This window comes from Saccharopolyspora kobensis, from assembly GCF_900108315.1.
GTDB classification, from domain to species: domain Bacteria; phylum Actinomycetota; class Actinomycetes; order Mycobacteriales; family Pseudonocardiaceae; genus Saccharopolyspora; species Saccharopolyspora kobensis.
The window spans coordinates 1,454,999-1,471,335 of the sequence record NZ_FNVB01000002.1 but is presented as its reverse complement, the minus strand read 5'-3'; the positions used below and the strand labels follow the sequence as shown (position 1 = coordinate 1,471,335).

General features: G+C 71.2%; 17 protein-coding genes. 10 read left to right on the top strand and 7 right to left on the bottom strand.

The genetic code is table 11. From position 1 onward, the window contains the following. Nucleotides 1-65: 65 nt before the first annotated feature. From C4T78_RS06690 to C4T78_RS06660, 7 genes are all read left to right on the top strand, one after another. Nucleotides 66-590 (top strand): PadR family transcriptional regulator, encoded by a 525-nt coding sequence (locus tag C4T78_RS06690; protein ID WP_093353595.1) that lies wholly within the window; start codon nucleotides 66-68, stop codon nucleotides 588-590. Continuing rightward, entirely contained in the window at nucleotides 587-1,264 is a 678-nt protein-coding gene (locus tag C4T78_RS06685) for an ABC transporter ATP-binding protein (protein WP_093353593.1), read from the top strand. Before C4T78_RS06690 ends, C4T78_RS06685 begins: the two co-directional genes overlap by 4 nt. Next, complete coding sequence (locus tag C4T78_RS06680; protein ID WP_093353590.1) at nucleotides 1,264-3,636, top strand: FtsX-like permease family protein; 2,373 nt, start codon at nucleotides 1,264-1,266, stop codon at nucleotides 3,634-3,636. Before C4T78_RS06685 ends, C4T78_RS06680 begins: the two co-directional genes overlap by 1 nt. A 578-nt stretch (nucleotides 3,637-4,214) precedes the next feature. Next, nucleotides 4,215-4,865 (top strand): LysM peptidoglycan-binding domain-containing protein, encoded by a 651-nt coding sequence (locus C4T78_RS06675; RefSeq protein WP_093353588.1) that lies wholly within the window; start codon nucleotides 4,215-4,217, stop codon nucleotides 4,863-4,865. Nucleotides 4,866-5,271: 406 nt separating this feature from the next. Next, nucleotides 5,272-5,451, top strand: coding sequence for a hypothetical protein (locus C4T78_RS06670; RefSeq protein WP_093353585.1), 180 nt, complete (start codon nucleotides 5,272-5,274; stop codon nucleotides 5,449-5,451). A 63-nt stretch (nucleotides 5,452-5,514) separates the two neighbouring features. Further along, nucleotides 5,515-6,855: a Mur ligase family protein gene (locus C4T78_RS06665; protein WP_093353583.1), complete on the top strand. Its 1,341-nt coding sequence runs from the start codon at nucleotides 5,515-5,517 to the stop codon at nucleotides 6,853-6,855. Continuing rightward, nucleotides 6,855-7,577 carry a type 1 glutamine amidotransferase gene (locus C4T78_RS06660; RefSeq protein WP_093353848.1) on the top strand — a complete coding sequence of 241 codons (723 nt, stop codon included), beginning with the start codon at nucleotides 6,855-6,857 and terminating at the stop codon, nucleotides 7,575-7,577. The genes C4T78_RS06665 and C4T78_RS06660 overlap by 1 nt, the downstream gene beginning before the upstream one ends. Before the next feature lie 4 nt (nucleotides 7,578-7,581). On the opposite strand, the gene murJ is transcribed toward C4T78_RS06660, so the two are convergent. Continuing rightward, complete coding sequence (gene murJ, locus C4T78_RS06655) at nucleotides 7,582-9,207, bottom strand: murein biosynthesis integral membrane protein MurJ (RefSeq protein WP_093353580.1); 1,626 nt, start codon at nucleotides 9,205-9,207, stop codon at nucleotides 7,582-7,584. Between the two features lie 115 nt (nucleotides 9,208-9,322). Between murJ and C4T78_RS06650 the strand changes: the two genes are divergently transcribed. Beyond that, nucleotides 9,323-9,787: a YkvA family protein gene (locus tag C4T78_RS06650; RefSeq protein WP_093353578.1), complete on the top strand. Its 465-nt coding sequence runs from the start codon at nucleotides 9,323-9,325 to the stop codon at nucleotides 9,785-9,787. Nucleotides 9,788-9,790: 3 nt separating this feature from the next. Here the strand turns inward: C4T78_RS06650 and C4T78_RS06645 are convergent, their stop codons facing one another. The 3 genes from C4T78_RS06645 to C4T78_RS06635 form a co-directional block, all read right to left on the bottom strand. Next, the gene (locus C4T78_RS06645) at nucleotides 9,791-10,222 is read right to left on the bottom strand and encodes a DoxX family protein (protein WP_093353576.1); all 432 of its coding nucleotides are present in this window, start codon (nucleotides 10,220-10,222) and stop codon (nucleotides 9,791-9,793) included. A gap of 100 nt (nucleotides 10,223-10,322) precedes the next feature. After that, the gene (locus C4T78_RS06640; RefSeq protein WP_093353574.1) at nucleotides 10,323-10,898 is read right to left on the bottom strand and encodes an SUKH-4 family immunity protein; all 576 of its coding nucleotides are present in this window, start codon (nucleotides 10,896-10,898) and stop codon (nucleotides 10,323-10,325) included. Between the two features lie 64 nt (nucleotides 10,899-10,962). After that, complete coding sequence (locus tag C4T78_RS06635; protein WP_093353571.1) at nucleotides 10,963-12,120, bottom strand: acyl-CoA dehydrogenase; 1,158 nt, start codon at nucleotides 12,118-12,120, stop codon at nucleotides 10,963-10,965. A 143-nt stretch (nucleotides 12,121-12,263) separates the two neighbouring features. Between C4T78_RS06635 and C4T78_RS06630 the strand changes: the two genes are divergently transcribed. Together C4T78_RS06630 and C4T78_RS06625 are read left to right on the top strand one after the other, a co-directional pair. After that, on the top strand, nucleotides 12,264-13,004 hold the full coding sequence (locus tag C4T78_RS06630) for a TetR family transcriptional regulator (RefSeq protein ID WP_093353569.1): 741 nt from the start codon (nucleotides 12,264-12,266) through the stop codon (nucleotides 13,002-13,004). A gap of 149 nt (nucleotides 13,005-13,153) precedes the next feature. Continuing rightward, a complete protein-coding gene (locus tag C4T78_RS06625) occupies nucleotides 13,154-13,660 on the top strand; it encodes a GNAT family N-acetyltransferase (protein WP_093353846.1) in 507 nt (168 codons plus the stop codon). Here C4T78_RS06625 and C4T78_RS06620 read toward each other — a convergent pair whose 3' ends face one another. Genes C4T78_RS06620 through C4T78_RS06610 form a run of 3 tightly spaced genes read right to left on the bottom strand, consistent with a single transcriptional unit; the run spans nucleotide 13,661 to nucleotide 16,281 of the window. After that, nucleotides 13,661-14,869, bottom strand: coding sequence for a threonine synthase (locus tag C4T78_RS06620; RefSeq protein WP_218161599.1), 1,209 nt, complete (start codon nucleotides 14,867-14,869; stop codon nucleotides 13,661-13,663). Nucleotides 14,870-14,879: 10 nt separating this feature from the next. Beyond that, on the bottom strand, nucleotides 14,880-15,185 hold the full coding sequence (locus C4T78_RS06615) for a hypothetical protein (RefSeq protein WP_103908086.1): 306 nt from the start codon (nucleotides 15,183-15,185) through the stop codon (nucleotides 14,880-14,882). Nucleotides 15,186-15,195: 10 nt separating this feature from the next. Beyond that, on the bottom strand, nucleotides 15,196-16,281 hold the full coding sequence (locus C4T78_RS06610) for an imelysin family protein (RefSeq protein WP_103908085.1): 1,086 nt from the start codon (nucleotides 16,279-16,281) through the stop codon (nucleotides 15,196-15,198). Nucleotides 16,282-16,337: the final 56 nt, after the last annotated feature.

Sequence of the window (16,337 nt, the reverse complement as noted above, 5' to 3'; positions counted from 1 at the left end):
AGCACCTTCCGCTTCCCGAGGAGATCTATACACCGGGTATATACACTCGATGTATAGTCGCTCGCATGTCGATCGGTCTCACCATGCTGGGGTTGCTGGAGGGTGGCCCCGGTTACGGGTACGACCTCAAACGGGCTTACGACGCCGACTTCGGGCACGCCAAGTCGCTGGCCTACGGCCAGGTCTACTCGACGCTGTCCCGGCTGCTGCGCGACGGCCTGGTCGAGGTCGACGGAGTGGAGTCCGGCGACGGGCCCGACCGCAAGCGCTACTCGATCACCGAAGCCGGCCGCCAGCGGCTGGAGGAGTGGTTGAGCACGCCGGAGAAGCCCGTCGCGGAGCTGCACAACACCCTCTACACCAAGATCGTCCTCGCGGTCCGCTCCGGCCGCGACGCCACCGCGGTGCTCGACGGCCAGCGCCGCGCGCACCTCGCCCGGATGCGCGAGCTGACCCGCCGCAAGACCGCCGCCGAACCCGGTGAACAGCTGGTGCACGACTACGCGCTGTTCCACCTGGAGGCCGATCTGCGCTGGCTGGAGCTGGCCGTGTCCCGACTCGAACCGCTGACCAAGGAGGTCGCCCCGTGACCGAGCCGCTGCTGTCCGGTGCGGATCTGCACCTGTCCTTCGGCCCCACCCCCGCGCTGCGCGGTGCCGAGCTCTCGGTCGAGGCGGGGGAGGTGGTGGCGGTCATGGGTTCCTCCGGCTCCGGGAAGTCGACGCTGCTGCACTGCCTGGCGGGGATCCGGCTGCCGGATTCGGGCCGGATCCGGTTCCGGGGCACCGAGCTGACCGAGCTCACCGACGACCAGCGCAGCACGTTGCGCCGCGACGAGTTCGGCTTCGTCTTCCAGTTCGGCCAGCTGGTGCCGGAGCTGACCGTGCGCGAGAACGTGGCCCTGCCGCTGCGCCTGGGCGGTGCCAAGCGCCGGGCGGCCGAGGCGAAGGCGGCCTCCTGGCTGGAGGAGCTCGGCATCGCCGGGATCGCGGACTCCCGGCCCGGCGACATCTCCGGCGGCCAGAGCCAGCGGGCCGCGCTGGCTCGAGCGCTGGTGGCCGAGCCGGCGGTGGTCTTCGCCGACGAGCCCACCGGCGCGCTGGACTCCGTCGGCGGCGAGCAGGTGATGGGCCTGCTCACCCGCGCCGCGCGGGACACCGGAGCAGCGGTGCTGCTGGTCACCCACGAACCGCGGGTGGCGGCCTACGCCGACCGGGAAGTCGTGCTCCGCGACGGCAGCACCGAGCTCGCCGAGGTGCGCTGATGACGAACTGGCTGCAGGACCTGGCCTTCGGTTTCCGGCTCGCGTTCACCGGCCACCGCCCCTGGGGGCGGCTGGTGGTGATGGCCCTGGGCATCGCGCTCGGTGTCGCGGTGCTGCTCGGCGCCGCGTCGGTGCCCACCATCCACTCCGCGCGGATCGAGCGCGAGAGCATGCGCGACCCGGTCGCCGCGGCGGACGCTCCCGGCGTCGGCGTCCTGGTCGCGAACACGCCGACGCTGCAGTTCGGGGATCACTTCGTCCAAGGGCTGCAACTGCAGGACGTGCGCCCGGACGCGCCGGTGGCGCCGGGCCTGACGCGCAATCCCGCGCCAGGTGAGGCAGTGGTCTCGCCAGCTCTCCAGGAGCTCTTGCAGAGCCCGGAAGGCGAGCTGCTGCGGCCCCGGCTGCCCGCCGAGATCACCGGGGTCATCGCACAGGACGGCCTGGTCGGCATGGGCGAGCTGTTCTACTACGCGGGCACTGACTCGTTGTCACCGCGGAGCGACCAGGTGAACGGCGTCTCCGACCACTTCGGCGAAACCGCGGCGGCCAGGGCGGAACTGCCCGACGAACTCCAGCTGGTGCTGCTCCTGTCCATCGCGGTGCTGCTGGTGCCGATCGTGGTCTACGTCGCGGCCACCGCCCGGCTCGCCGAAGCGGCCCGGCAGCGGCGGCTGGCGGCGATGCGGCTCGTCGGTGCCACCGGAACCCAGGTGCGCCGGATGGCGGCGGGGGAGTCCCTGGCCGGGGCGGTGCTCGGCGTCGCGCTGGGCTGGGTGCTGTTCGAGCTGGCGAAACCGGCGGTCGACGGCATCTCGATGAGCGAGTTCTCGCTCCTCAGCTCCGACGTGCGACCGGTCTGGTGGCTGGCGTCGCTGGTCACCATCGGGATTCCCGCGCTGGCCGCGCTGGTCACGATCGCCGCCTTGCGCCGCAGTGTCGCCGAGCCGCTGGAGGTCGCGCGGCGGGGCACGGCGCGGCCGCGGAAGCTGCTCTGGCGGGTGGTGCCGGTCGTGGCGGGACTGGCGGGCCTGGCGTTCATCGGCGTGGACGGCATCTCCGGTCAGCCGGCGCTCCGGCTGTTCGTGGTGTCGGTCGTGCTGGTCCTCGCTGGTGTCCCGCTGGTGCTGCCGTGGTGCGTCGAGCGGTTCGCGGGCCGGCTGAGCGGTGGTGATTCCATCGCGTGGCAGCTCGCGGTGCGGCGGCTCCAGGCGACCAGCGGAACCGCTGCCCGTTCGGTCAGCTCCATCGCGGTGGTGGTGACCGGCGTGATCGCGTTGCAGACGCTCCTCGCGAGCGTGATCGCCTCGGATGCGAGCCACACTTCGAGGCCGAGCGCGATCGCCTCGGACGCGGGCGAGGTTTCGAGGTCGAGCGTCAGAGCGGTTGACTGGATGACGATCACGGGCGGCCTGCCGGAAGATCCGGCTGACGTGACGCGAGCGGTGCGCGAACTGCAGGCGCTGCCCGGGGTCCTCGGCGCGCGCGTGATGGGCTCGTCCGTCCAGGCCACCGACGACGAGTACGCCTCGTGGACCGTGCACGTCGTGGACTGCGCGCAGATCCGCGGGCTGGCCGAGGTGCCGGACTGCGCGGACGGCGATGTCTTCGCCATCACCCCGGACCAGCGCGTCGGTCATCTGGGCGGTAAGACGATGCACCTGGCCGACAGCTACTACGGTGCGACCAGCAGGCCGACCCCGGACCGGCCGGTCACCTGGACCGTCCCCGGCACGGTGCGGCCGGCCGGGCCCGGGTCGAACGGCGGACTGGAACTGCTGGTCACGCCCGCTGCGGCGGGTGGCCTGCTGGACGTCGCCCGGCAGGTCGACATCGAGGTCGAGCTCGCCCCGGCGGTGTCGCCCGACGTCGTCGAGCGCGTCCGCAACATCGCCGCGGCGCACCTGGTCGACCCAACGACCAGCAACGGGATGGGCTCGCTCGGCGCGGTACCGGATTTGGACCGGGACATGGCGATGGCCGCCGTCCAGGTGGTGCTGCTGACGGGAGCGCTGGTGTTGTTCGCGCTGATCGGGTGCAGCCTCTTCGTCGCGGCCACCGAGCAGATCCAGGAGCGACGCAGGCCGCTGGCCGTGCTGGGCGCGGTCGGGGTGCCGCGTCGGACGATGGCGTGGTCTCTGCTGCTTCAGAACGCGGTTCCGATGCTGGTGGCCACCGCGCTCGCCGCAGTCATCGGTCTGCTGCTCGGAGTGCCGGTGGTGCTGATCTTCAGCGAGGGCGCGGTCGCCCTCGACGTGCCCGGGATGCTCGGCCTGTTCGCCTTCGCAGCCGCATCGGTCCTGGTGGTCACCGCGCTGAGCCTGCCGGCGGCGACCCGGGCCGCCCGGCCGGACGGGCTCCGCACGGAGTGATCGAGGGCGGGCGCGCCCGCTGGCAAGGGGCGCGCCCGCAAGGTCAATACTGCCGATAGCTTCAGTTATGACAGAAATCAATCCGGACATCGCCGCATGAACCGGAGGAAGCGAAAAGGCCGCGAGTCCTTGTGCTCGCGGCCTTTTCGGCTGCGTCGAGAACTGATCGAATGCGGGCGATCGCACTCTGTGTTCGCTCGACCGGGTGAGTCGTGGCTCATGTCTCACCCTGGGTGATCGGCTTTGGGGTCTCCACCCGCCGCACGATCACGATGCGAACTGGGAAAACGGCGACATCGCGCCGATCTTGTCGGCGTTTCTATGACGATGGCCACTCGCTGATGGTTTGGTCTGCGGAATCTCGCTACGTAGCGTGGCCCCTCGTCGGCACCCCCGAAGCCGACGCAGCAAGACCGGAAGTCCGCAGCGCCGAACCCTGTCCCGGCGGACTTCTCGACCCCCGACACGCATCAGGGGCAGGGACCTGACCACCGCGGCGGCAGCACTCGCCGGACCGGCCCCGATCGGATCCGGCGAACCGCCGCCGGTGCCAGCGCAGGCGTTGCTGGAGACGAAACATGGCTTTCTCCCGAGGCAAGCACCGCAAGTCCGCCACCGGTCGCAACCTCGCCCGCGTGGCGCTGGCCGGCGCGGTCGTCGCCACCCCGTTCGCCCTCGCCGCACCGGCCAACGCCGCGTCCACGTCCACCTGGGACGCCGTCGCGCAGTGCGAGAGCGGTGGCAACTGGTCGACCAACACCGGCAACGGCTACTACGGCGGCCTGCAGTTCAGCGCCTCCACCTGGGCCTCCTACGGCGGCACCAGCTACGCCTCGAACGCCTCCCAGGCCACCAAGGCGCAGCAGATCGCGGTCGCCGAGCGGGTGCTGCAGGGGCAGGGCCCCGGCGCCTGGCCGGTGTGCTCGAAGAAGGCCGGCCTGACCAAGGGCGGCGGTGCCGAGCACCAGGACGTGGCCTCCGGCGGTTCGACCAAGAAGGTCACCCCGAAGACCACCACCAAGACCAAGCCGCAGCCGAAGACCGAGACCAAGACGCAGGTCAAGAAGACCGTGTCGGTCGAGGGCGCCTACACCGTGCAGGCCGGCGACACGCTGAGCACGATCGGTGCGAAGGTCGGCGTCGAGTGGCAGTCGATCTTCGACAAGAACCACGACGTGATCAGCGACGCGAACCTCATCTTCCCGGGTCAGCAGCTGACCGTGAAGTGACCCACCCGGTCCGCGCGACCAGGTGATGACAAGGAACCCCGCCTGCCTCTCTCCGGCGGGGTTCCTTGCTTTCCAGCGCAGTTCACAGCTTGCGCCTGCGCAGGTCGGAGCGGATGTCCCACGCGGTCCAGCCGATCCCGCCGAGCGCGATCCCGCCCAGCACGATCAACAGCAGCAGCTGCGTCATACCGACTCCTCCCCGCGGCGGGTGCACGCCGAGCGTGAACGATCCTCGCGATGATCGCCGGTCGCGGACGGCTGACGACGGCGTCGAGAAGACCCCGATGGGGCGATTCCCCGGCATGTCAGGACCCCTGATCGCGCGCTGACGACCGGATCATGTGCGGCGAGCGGCTCCGGCCTCCCGGCCGGGCGCCCGAGCTCGCGGGGAAGGAGGGGTACCACGATGTCCACCGATCACCAGGCGGCGCTGGTCGAGCTGTCCGGCGCCTTGCACAGCTGGGTGGGACCAGCGGCGATCGCCGCCGGTGTCCTGCTGCTGATCGTCGCGCTGTTTCGCCGATCCCGGGCGACACTGGCGAAGAAGCGACGGACGGCGCGCCCGAGTGCGGCCGAGTGGTGGTGACGCGCCAGTCCCGAGCCGACCTGGGAAGCCCGCTCGCGGCGGGTGCCGAGGGGGGAGGGGTGCATGGCCAGGACCACGCGGGACACCGAAGCGGTCGAGCCGACATCCGGTCAGCGGGCACCGGCGGAGCAGCAGCGCTGGCAGCTCGTGCCCGCGCCGGTACCGCCGACTCGCGGCGCGCACCGGCTCGACCTGCGGACCACCATCGCGATCGACATCGGCCGGCTGGCCGCCGCGATGTCCCGGCGGCTCGGCCTGGGCAGCGGCGCGATGATCGGCGGCCGGCTCGCGCTGAGCCTGCAGCCGCAGGTCCTGCGCAGGCTGGCGGTGGGCCGACGCGTGGTCATGGTGACCGGCACCAACGGCAAGACCACCACCACCCGGATGGTCGCCGAGGCGCTGCGCTCGCGAGCTCCGGCGGTCAGCAACGCCACCGGCGCGAACATGCTCGACGGGCACGTCGCCGCGCTGATGACGCAGCCCAACGCGCCGTTCGCCGCGCTCGAGGTCGACGAGCTGCACCTGGCGCAGGTGACCGCGCAGTTCGAGCCGGCGGTGATCCTGCTGCTCAACCTCAGCCGAGATCAGCTGGACCGGGTCGGCGAGATCCGCACGGTGGCCGAGAGCCTGCGCCGCGCCCTCGCCGGCGCACCCGGCGCCCGGGTGATCGCCAACCGGGACGACCCCAACATCGTGTTCGCGGCCGCCGAGCACCCCGGCGTCACGTGGATCTCCGGTGGCGTCCGCTGGAAGGGCGACGCGCTGAACTGCCCGCGCTGCGGAGCGTTCCTCGGCGAGGCCGATCGGGACTGGCGCTGCGAGTGCGGGCTGGCCCGTCCTGAAGCGGACTGGACGGTCACCGCCGATGCCGCGGTGGCCGCCGACGGCACCCGCCGCGAACTCGACCTGGCGCTGCCCGGTCAGGTCAACCGGGTCAACGCCACCTTCGCGCTGGCGGCGGCCGGGCACCTGGGCTGCGACCCGAACGCCGCGGTGCAGCGCATCCAGCGGATCACCCAGGCCGCGGGCCGCTACGGGACCGTGCGGCTGGCCGGCCGCACGGTGCGGTTGCTGCTGGCCAAGAACCCGGCTAGCTGGCTGGAGATGCTCGACCTGGTCTCCGCCGAGCAGCAGCCGCTGGTGCTGGTGGTCAACAGCAGGGAAGCCGACGGCCACGACGTCTCCTGGCTCTGGGACGTCGACTTCGAGCTGCTGGGCGGGCGCCCGGTGCGGGTGGCCGGGGACCGCGCGCTCGACCTCGCGGTCCGGCTGCACTACGCCGGAGTCCGGGCCACCGTCGCCGGCACGGTGGAGGACGCCCTGGCGGGCACCGGCGACGGCGTTCCCGACGTCATCGCCAACTACACCGCGTTCCGCGATCTCGTCGCCCGGAGCCGGTCGTGATGCGCGACCGGGTCCGCCTGGCGCTGGTGCTGCCCGACCTGCTGGGAACCTACGGCGACCGGGGCAACGCCATCGTGCTGGCGCAGCGGCTGAAGTGGCGCAACATCGACAGCGAGACGGTGACGGTGCTGTCCTCGTCGGAGGCGGTTCCGGAGTCCTGCGACCTGTACCTGATCGGCGGCGGAGAGGACGTCGCGCAGGTCGCGGCGGTGCGCTTCCTCCGCCGCGGCCGCGGACTGAGCGGCCCGGTGGACCGGGGCGTCCCGGTGCTCGGCATCTGCGGCGGGTTGCAGGTGCTGGGCACCAGCTTCGTCACCGGCGACGGCACGCGGCACGAGGGACTCGGCTTCGTCGACGCCGACACCGAGCCCGGGGACGGGCGCGCGATCGGCGAGATCACGACGCAGTCGACGCTGCTGGGCGTGGGGATGCTGACCGGGTTCGAGAACCACCTCGGCCGGACCAGGGTGGGCGCCGACTCGCGTCCGCTGGGCCGTGTCGTGCGAGGGATCGGCAACGGGCACGACTCCGCGGAGGGAGCGGTGTGCGGCCACGTGGTGTGCACCTACATGCACGGCCCGGTCCTGGCGCGCAATCCGCGGCTGGCGGATCTGCTGCTGGAGTGGGCGATCGGCGAACCGCTGGAACCGCTCCCTGATCCACCCGAGCTGCGTGCGCTGCGCGCCGAGCGGAGCAAGCCCCACGCGCGCAACCGCAAGTGAGCTCTCAGCGGCGGAAGACCCGGGCCAGCCGGTCGACCGCGGGCTTGAGCTCCGGCGCCCGCAGGAGCGCCAGCGCGGCGAAGCTGACGCCGAGCACCACGACGGTGTGGACGACCAGCGAGATCCAGGCGTCCCCGGCAGTCCCGAGCGACCCGAACGCGCTGCGCACGCCGGCCACGGCCGCGATCGAGCAGGCGCATCCGAGCGCGGTCGCGGCGATGCTGCGCCCGATCCCGGCGAGCGTGCTCCTGGTGCGCAGCCGGCCGACCCGGCAGCGCAGCCAGATCTGCCCGGCGACCGCACCGACCACGAAGCTCGCCGACATCGCCGCGGTCACCCCGACGACCAGGTCCTGCGGATCGGCGGTGGCCAGCACGAGGTAGCACAGCGCGCTGCGCACCACGACCATGATCACGTTGATCCAGGTCGGTGTCCGCGCGTCGTGCAGCGCGTAGAACGCGCGCAGCTGGAGCATCGTGATGGCGAACGGGACCACGCCGATCGCGGCAGCGGCCAGGGCGTACCCGAGCCGGTCGGCGGCGGCCACATCGCTGGCACCCAGCGAGAAGAACGCCACGGCCAGCGGCCCGCCCGCGACCACCAGCAGCGCGCTGATCGGCATCAGCAGCACCGAGCTCATGCGGGTGCCCAGCGCTAGGTCGGAGACGAACGCGGCGGTGTCCTCGGCCGCCGCGGCCTTGCTGATCCGCGGCATCAGCGCGGTCAGCAGCGAGACGCCGAGCACTCCGTAGGGCACCTGGGACAGCAGCCAGGCGTAGTTGAACGTCGCGACGCTGCCCGGGGTGCCCTGGCCGGTCACGCGGGTGATCACCACCATGCCTGCCTGGCTGACCAGCGTGTAGAGCACCACCCAGCCGGCCAGCCCGCCGAACTCCGAGAGCCGCCGGTCCCAGCCCCAGCGCCACCGGAAGCGGAATCCGCTGCGCCGCAGCGACACGACCATGATCAGCGTCTGGGCGGCGATGCCCAGCGCGGTGCCGATGCCCAGCACCAGCAGCTTCGGCTCGCCCATCCGCACCGGGTGCGTGGAGATCTCGCCGGGCACCAGCGCGTACACCACGACCGTGGTGATCACGACGAGGTTGTTGACCACCGGGGCCCAGGCGGGCGTGCCGAACACCCCGCGCACGTTGAGGATCGCCTGCAGCAGCGCGGACAGGCCGTAGCAGACGATGCCCGGCAGCAGGAGGTAGGCGAAAGCCGTGGTCAGGGCGGCGTTCGCGCGGGTGTCCGGGCCGAGGTAGAGCTCGGTGAGCAGGGGAGCGGCGGCCACCGCGGCCGTGGTGGCCACGAGCAGCAGCACCCCGCCCATGGTGATCATCCAACGCGCGTACTCGGTGCCCTCGCGCTCGCCCCGCTGCTGCGCGCGCACCAGCAGCGGAACCGCGATGCTGGTGAGCACTCCGCCGAGCAGGAGCTCGTTGACCACGGTGGGCAGCGTGTTGGCCACCGTGTAGGAGTCGTTGACCACGCCGAGGCCGAGCACGGCGACCAGCAGCACCTTCGCCAGCAGCCCGCTGACCCGGCTGGTGGCGGTGGCCACGGCCATCGTGGCGCTCGCGCGGGCCAGCGAGGTGTCGCGCACCCGGGATTCGGCGTGATCGACCACGGTCCTCCCCAGCCTCGGCGACTTTCGCCGACCGTGCCACGGATCACCCGGCTCCGCCGGACGAGCGCGGGTCGTGGCAACCTGATCGCAGCGGTGCGGGAACGGGGGAAGAGCGATGATGGTGGTCGGTGGGCTGCTGCTGGTGGCCGGTGTGGTCGTGGCGGTGGTGTTCGGCGGGGACGCGGCGGGTGGCTGGCTGCTGCCGGTCGGGTTGATCGCAGCCGGGCTCGGCATGCTCATCGCCGGCGCGGCGGCCGCGGTGCGCCGGCGCGTGCCGCTGCTGGCGGCGGTCCGCGCGCATCGCGCGACGCCGGTGGGCAGTCCGGTTCGCCGGGCACGGGCGGTGCCGGGGATGCTCGCGGCGACCGCCCGGGGCCGCAATCCGGTGCTCCCGCGCTACCAGCTGCTGCTGTGGCTGATCGCGGTCGTCTACATGATCTCGCCGATCGACTTCATCCCCGACTTCCTGCCGCTGCTGGGCATCGGCGACGACATCGGGGTGGGTGCCTGGCTGCTGACCAGCCTGTACGCCGAGTCGGGCAATTACCTCGCGGCGAAGCAGCAGCGCGAGGAGGAGTGATCGTCAGGCCTCGCCGGCCGCGTTCTCGGCCGGTGCGCGGCGGCGGCCGAACATCCCGTGGTCGATGGACCAGCGACCGCCGTTGAAGCCCAGGGCCAGCGCGGCCACCCCGATGGCCAGCGGCAGTTCGAAGCCTTCCGGCGAGAACAGCCCGTGCGGCAGGTGCACGAAGAACACCGCACCCGCCATGACGACGGCGATCAGGATGCCGACCAGCGGCAGCAGCAGCCCGAGGATGAAGAACGCACCACCGACCAGCTCCACCAGCGCGGTGAACCACGCGGCCAGCTGCGGCAGCGGGATGTTCATCTCGGCGAAGCCGCCGGCGACCGCGCCGATCCCGTAGTCGACCAACTTCTGCCAGCCGTGCGCGATCAGGATGATGCCGATGCCGAGCCGCCCGATGAAGGCGAAGAAGTCGCGTACCACGTGCATGACGGGCCTCCTGTCTGCCGCCGACCTCGTGCGGTGAGGTGCGCGCATACCAGTCTGGTGGCTGCGCGGGCCGCGGTCATCTCGGAGCGTCGCGGCATCGTCAGTCCAGGAAGAACCCGAGGAAGTCGTCGGTGAGCACCGGATCCAGGTGAGCGCTCAACGCGGCGTAGAGCTCGAGGGGCACCTCGGGGAGCAGGTTGAAGTCCTCGTCGTGGGTGTCCAGCTCTCGCGCTGCCTCCCACCGCATCACCGCCGTGACGGCGGCGAAGAACGTACCGAGGTCGGGCGCGAGCGGGGAGTTGTGCTGCTGCACGCTCCCGAACACCGGACAGGCCTGGTCGCCGGTATCGGCGACGACGGCGTCGCCGTTGACGTCCCCGAAGACGATCCAGGACTGCTGCCACGCCGGGTTCGGCTGCGGCTGCCCGTTCGCCCAGACCGTGGACCAGCCGTCCTGGGCCTTCGCGAGCTCGTGGTGCGAGAAGAGCTGGAGACCGAGCAAACCGCCGATCACCGGAGAGTCCTCGATCTCGACGGCGGCCAAGTAGTCGCGGAACGGGCCGGGCGGCAACCCGGGCACGTCCGCGGCCCGCGGGCGCAGAGCGATCCTGCCCGGGTTCCCGTCGTTCCGCCCGAAGGCGTCGGTGAACTGGCGCAGGGGCGGAAGGAGATCCACCTCCGGCATTCTGCACGAGCGACGTTCGGGGCCCGGGCCCGGTGCCCGGCCCCCGAACGCGGGCTCAGCCCTTGAGCAGCGCGCGGCCCATCACCATGCGCTGGACCTGGTTGGTGCCCTCGTAGATCTGGGTGATCTTGGCGTCGCGCATCATCCGCTCGACCGGGAAGTCGCGGGTGTAGCCGGCGCCGCCGAAGAGCTGCACCGCGTCGGTGGTGACCTCCATGGCCACGTCGGAGGCGAAGCACTTCGCCGCCGCCGAGATGAAGCCGAGGTTGGGCTCGCCGCGCTCGGCGCGGGCGGCCGCCAGGTAGACCAGGTTGCGGGCGGCCTCGACCTTCATCGCCATGTCGGCGAGCATGAACTGCACGCCCTGGAAGTCGGCGATCGCCTTGCCGAACTGCTTGCGCTCCTTGACGTAGGCCAGCGCGGCGTCCAGCGCGCCCTGCGCGATGCCCACGGCCTGCGCGCCGATGGTCGGGCGGGTGTGGTCCAAGGTGCGCAGCGCGGTCTTGAAGCCGGTCCCGGGCTCACCGATGATCCGGTCGGCCGGGATGGTGCAGTCCTCGAAGTACAGCTCCGCGGTCGGCGAGCCCTTGATGCCGAGCTTCTTCTCCTTCGGCCCCACCACGAAACCGGGGTCGTCGGCGTGCACCACGAACGCGCTGATGCCGTTGGCGCGCTTGTCCGCGTCGGTCACCGCCATCACGGTGTACCACTTGGACTCGCCGCCGTTGGTGATCCAGCACTTGCTGCCGTTGAGCACCCAGTGGTCGCCGTCGAGCCGGGCCCGGGTCTTCATCGCGGCGGCGTCGGAACCGGCCTCCCGCTCGGACAGGGCGTAGGAGGCCATCGCCTCGCCCGAGGCGATCGACGGCAAGACCTGCTTCTTGAGCTCCTCGGAGCCGGACAGCAGGATCGGCATGGTGCCGAGCTTGTTCACCGCCGGGATCAGCGAGGACGAGCCGCAGACGCGCGCGACCTCCTCGATCACGATGCAGGTGGCGACCGAGTCCGCGCCCTGGCCGTCGTAGGCCTCCGGGATGTGCACCGCGGCGAACCCGGCCTTGACCAGCGCGTCGCGCGCCTCGCGCGGGAAGCGCTCCTGCTCGTCGACCTCGGCCGCGTGCGGGGCGATCTCCTTCTCGGACAGGTCGCGGACCGCCTCGCGCAGCGCTTCGTGCTCTTCGGCCAGCTGGTAGGTGCCGAAATCGGGGTTCACCGGGTGCCTCCTCGTTCCCGCCGCCGTGCCCGGTGGGGGTGAGTCCGTCGCGGGTCCGCGCAGGTTCGCGGACGTTGCTTTCGATCGCCATCGTAACGGCACTGAGTGCCACGAGCAACGCGCTCCGGTGCTATATTCCGGCCATGTCCCAGGCAGCGGCTCCAGCGCCGAAACCCCGTTCCGGCCGAACCGAGCATGGCCGCAGGCGGGTGCGCAGCGCGCTGGCGCTCGCCGCGCTCGAACTGTTCGCCGAGCAGGGCTTCGAGGCGACCACTGTGGACCAGATCGCCGATGCGGCCGGTGTCGGCCGCCGGACGTTCTTCCGCTACTTCCGGTCCAAGGAGGACGTCGTCTTCCCCGGCCACGACGAGCGCCTGGCCGAGGTGGTCGAGCGCCTCGCCGGCGCCGACCCGGCCGCGGATCCGCTGCTGGTGCTGGGATCCACCGCCGAGGTGGTGCTGGAGATGTACCTGGCCGAACCGGAGGTCTCGCTCAAGCGCTTCGAGCTGACCCGCGAGGTTCCCGCGTTGCGCGACAAGGAGATCGCCAGCATCGACCGCTACCAGCGGGTGTTCGCCCGCTACCTGCGGCAGCGCTTCGCGGGGGAGCCCGGTGGCGACCTGCGCGCCGCGGTGGCGGCCGCGGCGGTCGTCGCCGCGCACAACCACGTGCTCCGCCAGTGGCTCAAGAGCGGGGGAGCGCTGGACGCCAAGCGGTCGCTGCGGGAGGCGGTCGAGCACGTCGCCGATGCGCTGGCGGACCGGCGCTCCGCGGTGGAGCGGAACGGCGAGGGGGAGAACGTGGTGGTGGGAGTTGTCCGCACCACGGCACCGACGGGCGTGGTGCTCAAGCAGCTGGAGGATGCGCTCCGCGAGCTCCGCTGATCGGCGGCACTCAGTGCCGACGTAGGAGTGGCACCGAGCACATCTATTATCTCGATTGCTTCAGTGTTAACTGAAACTATCGCTGATCGATGACTCGGGAACCCAGCGCGGGAAGAGCGTCGGCCCTTCGGCCTACGGTGGCGGCCGTGATGTTCGAGGCTGATGAGATCCGCACGGATCGACTGCTCCTGCGCCGGGTTCGCGACGACGACCTGCCCGCCGCGGTGGAGATCCTCTCCGACCCGGAGACCAACCGGTTCAACCCCTCCGGCGCGCCCTCGGCCGAGGAAGCGGGGGAGATGCTGGCGCAGTGGCAGGTCGACTGGGAGCGCGACGGCATCGGGTACTGGGCGGTGGTGCTGCCGGAGTCCGGCGCGGTGATCGGCTTCGGCGGTCTGCGGTTCCACACCGCGGACGAGGAACCGGTGCTCAACCTGTTCTACCGCTTCAGCCCGGCCCACTGGGGGAGGGGATACGCCCCGGAGATGGCCAGGGCGGCGATCGACCGGGCGGACCTGGCGGGCACCGACCGGCCGGTGGTGATCATGACCGACCTGACCAACGAGCCGTCCCAGCGCGTCGCGCGCAAGCTCGGCTTCGCCGTCGCGGGCGAGGTGCAGCGGTCGGACGGCCCGATGCTGGTGTGGCGGCGCTGATCAGCAGCGGATGTCGGCCTCCAGCAGCCGGTGGCGCACCACGGCCCAGTCCGGCCCGATGACCTCGGGCCGGTGGTCGCCGACACCGATGTCCTTGAAACCGCTGGAGGTCGCCACGCACACCACGGGGCCGTCGAACTCCTCGCGCAGCTGCCGGAACCCGGCGAGCCCGGCGGCGGAGGACAGCTCGTACCAGAGCCCGGAGCGGGCCAGGTCGCGCTGGGCCAGCGCCATCTCCGCATCGTCCACCAGGAGCGCCCGCCCGGCGCTCTCCTGGACGGCCACGGTCGCCCGGTAACCGCTCACCGCGGAGTTGATGGCGTAGGCATCGGTCGGTCCCACGTCCACCGAGGTGGCGGGGAGGCCTTCGGCGACGGCACGAGCCAGCGGCCCGCCGGCCGCGGGTTCGCAGGCGAACACGCGAGGCACCTTGCGCGCCAGGCCGAGGCGCACGAGCTCGGCGAATCCCTTCCACACGCCGAAGAGCAGCTCGCCGTACCCGGTCGGGACGAACAGCGCTGCCGGGACGCCGAGCTCGGCGAAGATCTCGTAGGCGATGGTCTTGTAGCCCTCGGGGCCGAAGGCGTGCCCGGTGTGGGTCGTGGTGACGTTGCTGACCGGGTGGAAGCCGGTTTCCGCGGTGATCCGGCGCAGCAGCGGCCACCGCGCGTCGCTCGGCACCGCCAGCACGACGGCACCGTAGGACTGGAGGAACGAGCCGACGGCGGGCGGCATCCCGGCGGAGGCCAGCACGATGCAGCGCAGACCGGCCCGCGCGGCGTACGCGGCAGTGGAGGCGCCGTGGTTGCCGGACGAGGCGACCACGACACCCGGTGCGCCGACGCCTGCCGCCGCGCTCACCGCGACCCGGTTGAGCCGGTCCTTGTGGCTCCACGTCGGATTACGCGACTCGTCCTTGACGAACACCCCGTGCTCGGGCAGCTCGATCAGCGGTGTGCCGCCTTCCCCGAGCCCAGGTGCGTGCAGCGGCGGCAGCAGGGGAGCCCACCGCTGCAGTCCGGGGCCCGGCGGCTGCTGGAAGAGCTCGGCGGGCACCCGGTCGTAGTCGTAGTCGACTTCGACGGGATAGGCGGTGGTGTCGGTGCTGGTGGCCGGACATCCGCTGGTCAGCGGTGGCCACAGCGGGTAGCGGAGGTCCGGGTCGCCCAGCGAGCGCTGACCGCTGGCCAGCGATTGATCGTTCACCACGCACCGAACACTAGACCAGGAAGGATTCCGGCGGTTCGTCCTCCTCCTCGTGCGGATCACGGGCGGGGGCTGCCGGTTCCGGCTCGGCGGGGGAGTCCTCGTCGGCGAAGAACTCCTCGACGGTGAGCGCCGCCAGCTCGGCGTCGCACTCGTGAATGAACTCCGCGTATCCGGGGTGCGCGGCGATGTCGCCGAACGAATGAGCCCCGGAGGACACCGCTTCACCGATCTCGCGGAGTTCGGCGCGGTCGGCGTGCCTGAGCTCCTCGGCGATGGCGGCGAGCACCCGCTGTTCGAGAACGTGCGCTTCTTCCACGGCGACCTCCTCAGTTCCGCGCGTGCGGTTCGAGCTCTTCGAGCACCGACGGCACGGTGGTCGTCGGTTTCAACTCGGCGAAGTCCCCGCTGATGCTGTTGAGCTTGGATTTCGTGGCCTGCAACGTCGCTTGGAACTCGGAGATGCGGACCGCCGCGTCGTCGGCGTGCTTGGTGAGGACCTCGCCGCCCTCCTTGAGCGCCTTCCCCGCGGTCTTGAGCAGTCCGATGCCGGTCGACGCGTCGATCAGCGCCTTGATGATCGGTTCGAGGTCCTTGTGGGTCTGGTAGGACGCCTCCACCGCTTCCCGGTAGTGCTCCGCCAAGCTCTCCAGCGGTACCGCGGTCCCGTCGACCATTTCGTTGGCGGCTTGGTACACGGCGGAGTTGCAGGCGGCGTAGGCGTTGCCCTGCCAGGCCTGTTCGAGCTGGTCGACGTGGTCGCGGAGGTTCTGCGCGATCGCCCGGACGCCGTTGGCCAGGTTGTCGAAGGCGTGGGCGCACTTGGCGAAGGACTCCCAGTCGCCGACCAGCTTCTTGCCGAGGAACTCGATCGGGTCGCGGTCGAAGAACTTGCAGATCGTCTGCACGAAGTGCGTGATGCTGAAGATGTCCAGCACTCCGGTGGGGGAGAACGAGGATTCGGGGCTGTCCGAGCTGGACAGCGTCACCTCCACGAAGTGGCTGGTCGGGTCTTCTCGCGCGGTGAACAGCCCGTCGGCGCCGCCGGTCGCCGGTTCGCCGGAGGCCGCCTCGCGCCGTCGCTCCACCATGTTGTTCTCGGCGCTGAAGTACTCCTCGAGTTCGAGCAGCACGCCGCGCTGCTCGTCGTCGATCCGCGCGTACAGCGCGAACGTGTCCGCCAGGTTCTCCGACAACGTGGTGCGCAGGTACTCGTAGATGTGGTCCATCTGATCGTTGACCTCGGTGGCCAGATCGGCGTGGGCCGAGGACAGGATGTTGATCAGGCCTTGGTCGCCGAGCGAGAGGCTCGTGTACTCGGAGACGTAGCGACTGCCCGCCTGGGCGTCTTCGCTCAGCACCTCGAGAGCATCGAGGATCTTCATCGCGCTGTCGCGATCGAAATCGATCGCCATACCGGTGGTCTCCTCTCCGCAGCGCGCGGTCTGGCGCGTGCTGTCGCTCCTGGGAC

What these genes read in the sequence shown, in the direction of transcription:
- C4T78_RS06690 (WP_093353595.1), top strand. Translation starts at nt 66, where the DNA reads ATGTCGATCGGTCTCACCATGCTGGGGTTGCTGGAGGGTGGCCCCGGT.
- C4T78_RS06680 (WP_093353590.1), top strand. Translation starts at nt 1,264, where the DNA reads ATGACGAACTGGCTGCAGGACCTGGCCTTCGGTTTCCGGCTCGCGTTC.
- C4T78_RS06675 (WP_093353588.1), top strand. Translation starts at nt 4,215, where the DNA reads ATGGCTTTCTCCCGAGGCAAGCACCGCAAGTCCGCCACCGGTCGCAAC.
- C4T78_RS06670 (WP_093353585.1), top strand. Translation starts at nt 5,272, where the DNA reads ATGTCCACCGATCACCAGGCGGCGCTGGTCGAGCTGTCCGGCGCCTTG.
- C4T78_RS06665 (WP_093353583.1), top strand. Translation starts at nt 5,515, where the DNA reads ATGGCCAGGACCACGCGGGACACCGAAGCGGTCGAGCCGACATCCGGT.
- C4T78_RS06660 (WP_093353848.1), top strand. Translation starts at nt 6,855, where the DNA reads ATGCGCGACCGGGTCCGCCTGGCGCTGGTGCTGCCCGACCTGCTGGGA.
- C4T78_RS06650 (WP_093353578.1), top strand. Translation starts at nt 9,323, where the DNA reads ATGATGGTGGTCGGTGGGCTGCTGCTGGTGGCCGGTGTGGTCGTGGCG.
- C4T78_RS06645 (WP_093353576.1), bottom strand. Translation starts at nt 10,222, where the DNA reads ATGCACGTGGTACGCGACTTCTTCGCCTTCATCGGGCGGCTCGGCATC.
- C4T78_RS06630 (WP_093353569.1), top strand. Translation starts at nt 12,264, where the DNA reads ATGTCCCAGGCAGCGGCTCCAGCGCCGAAACCCCGTTCCGGCCGAACC.
- C4T78_RS06625 (WP_093353846.1), top strand. Translation starts at nt 13,154, where the DNA reads ATGTTCGAGGCTGATGAGATCCGCACGGATCGACTGCTCCTGCGCCGG.
- C4T78_RS06610 (WP_103908085.1), bottom strand. Translation starts at nt 16,281, where the DNA reads ATGGCGATCGATTTCGATCGCGACAGCGCGATGAAGATCCTCGATGCT.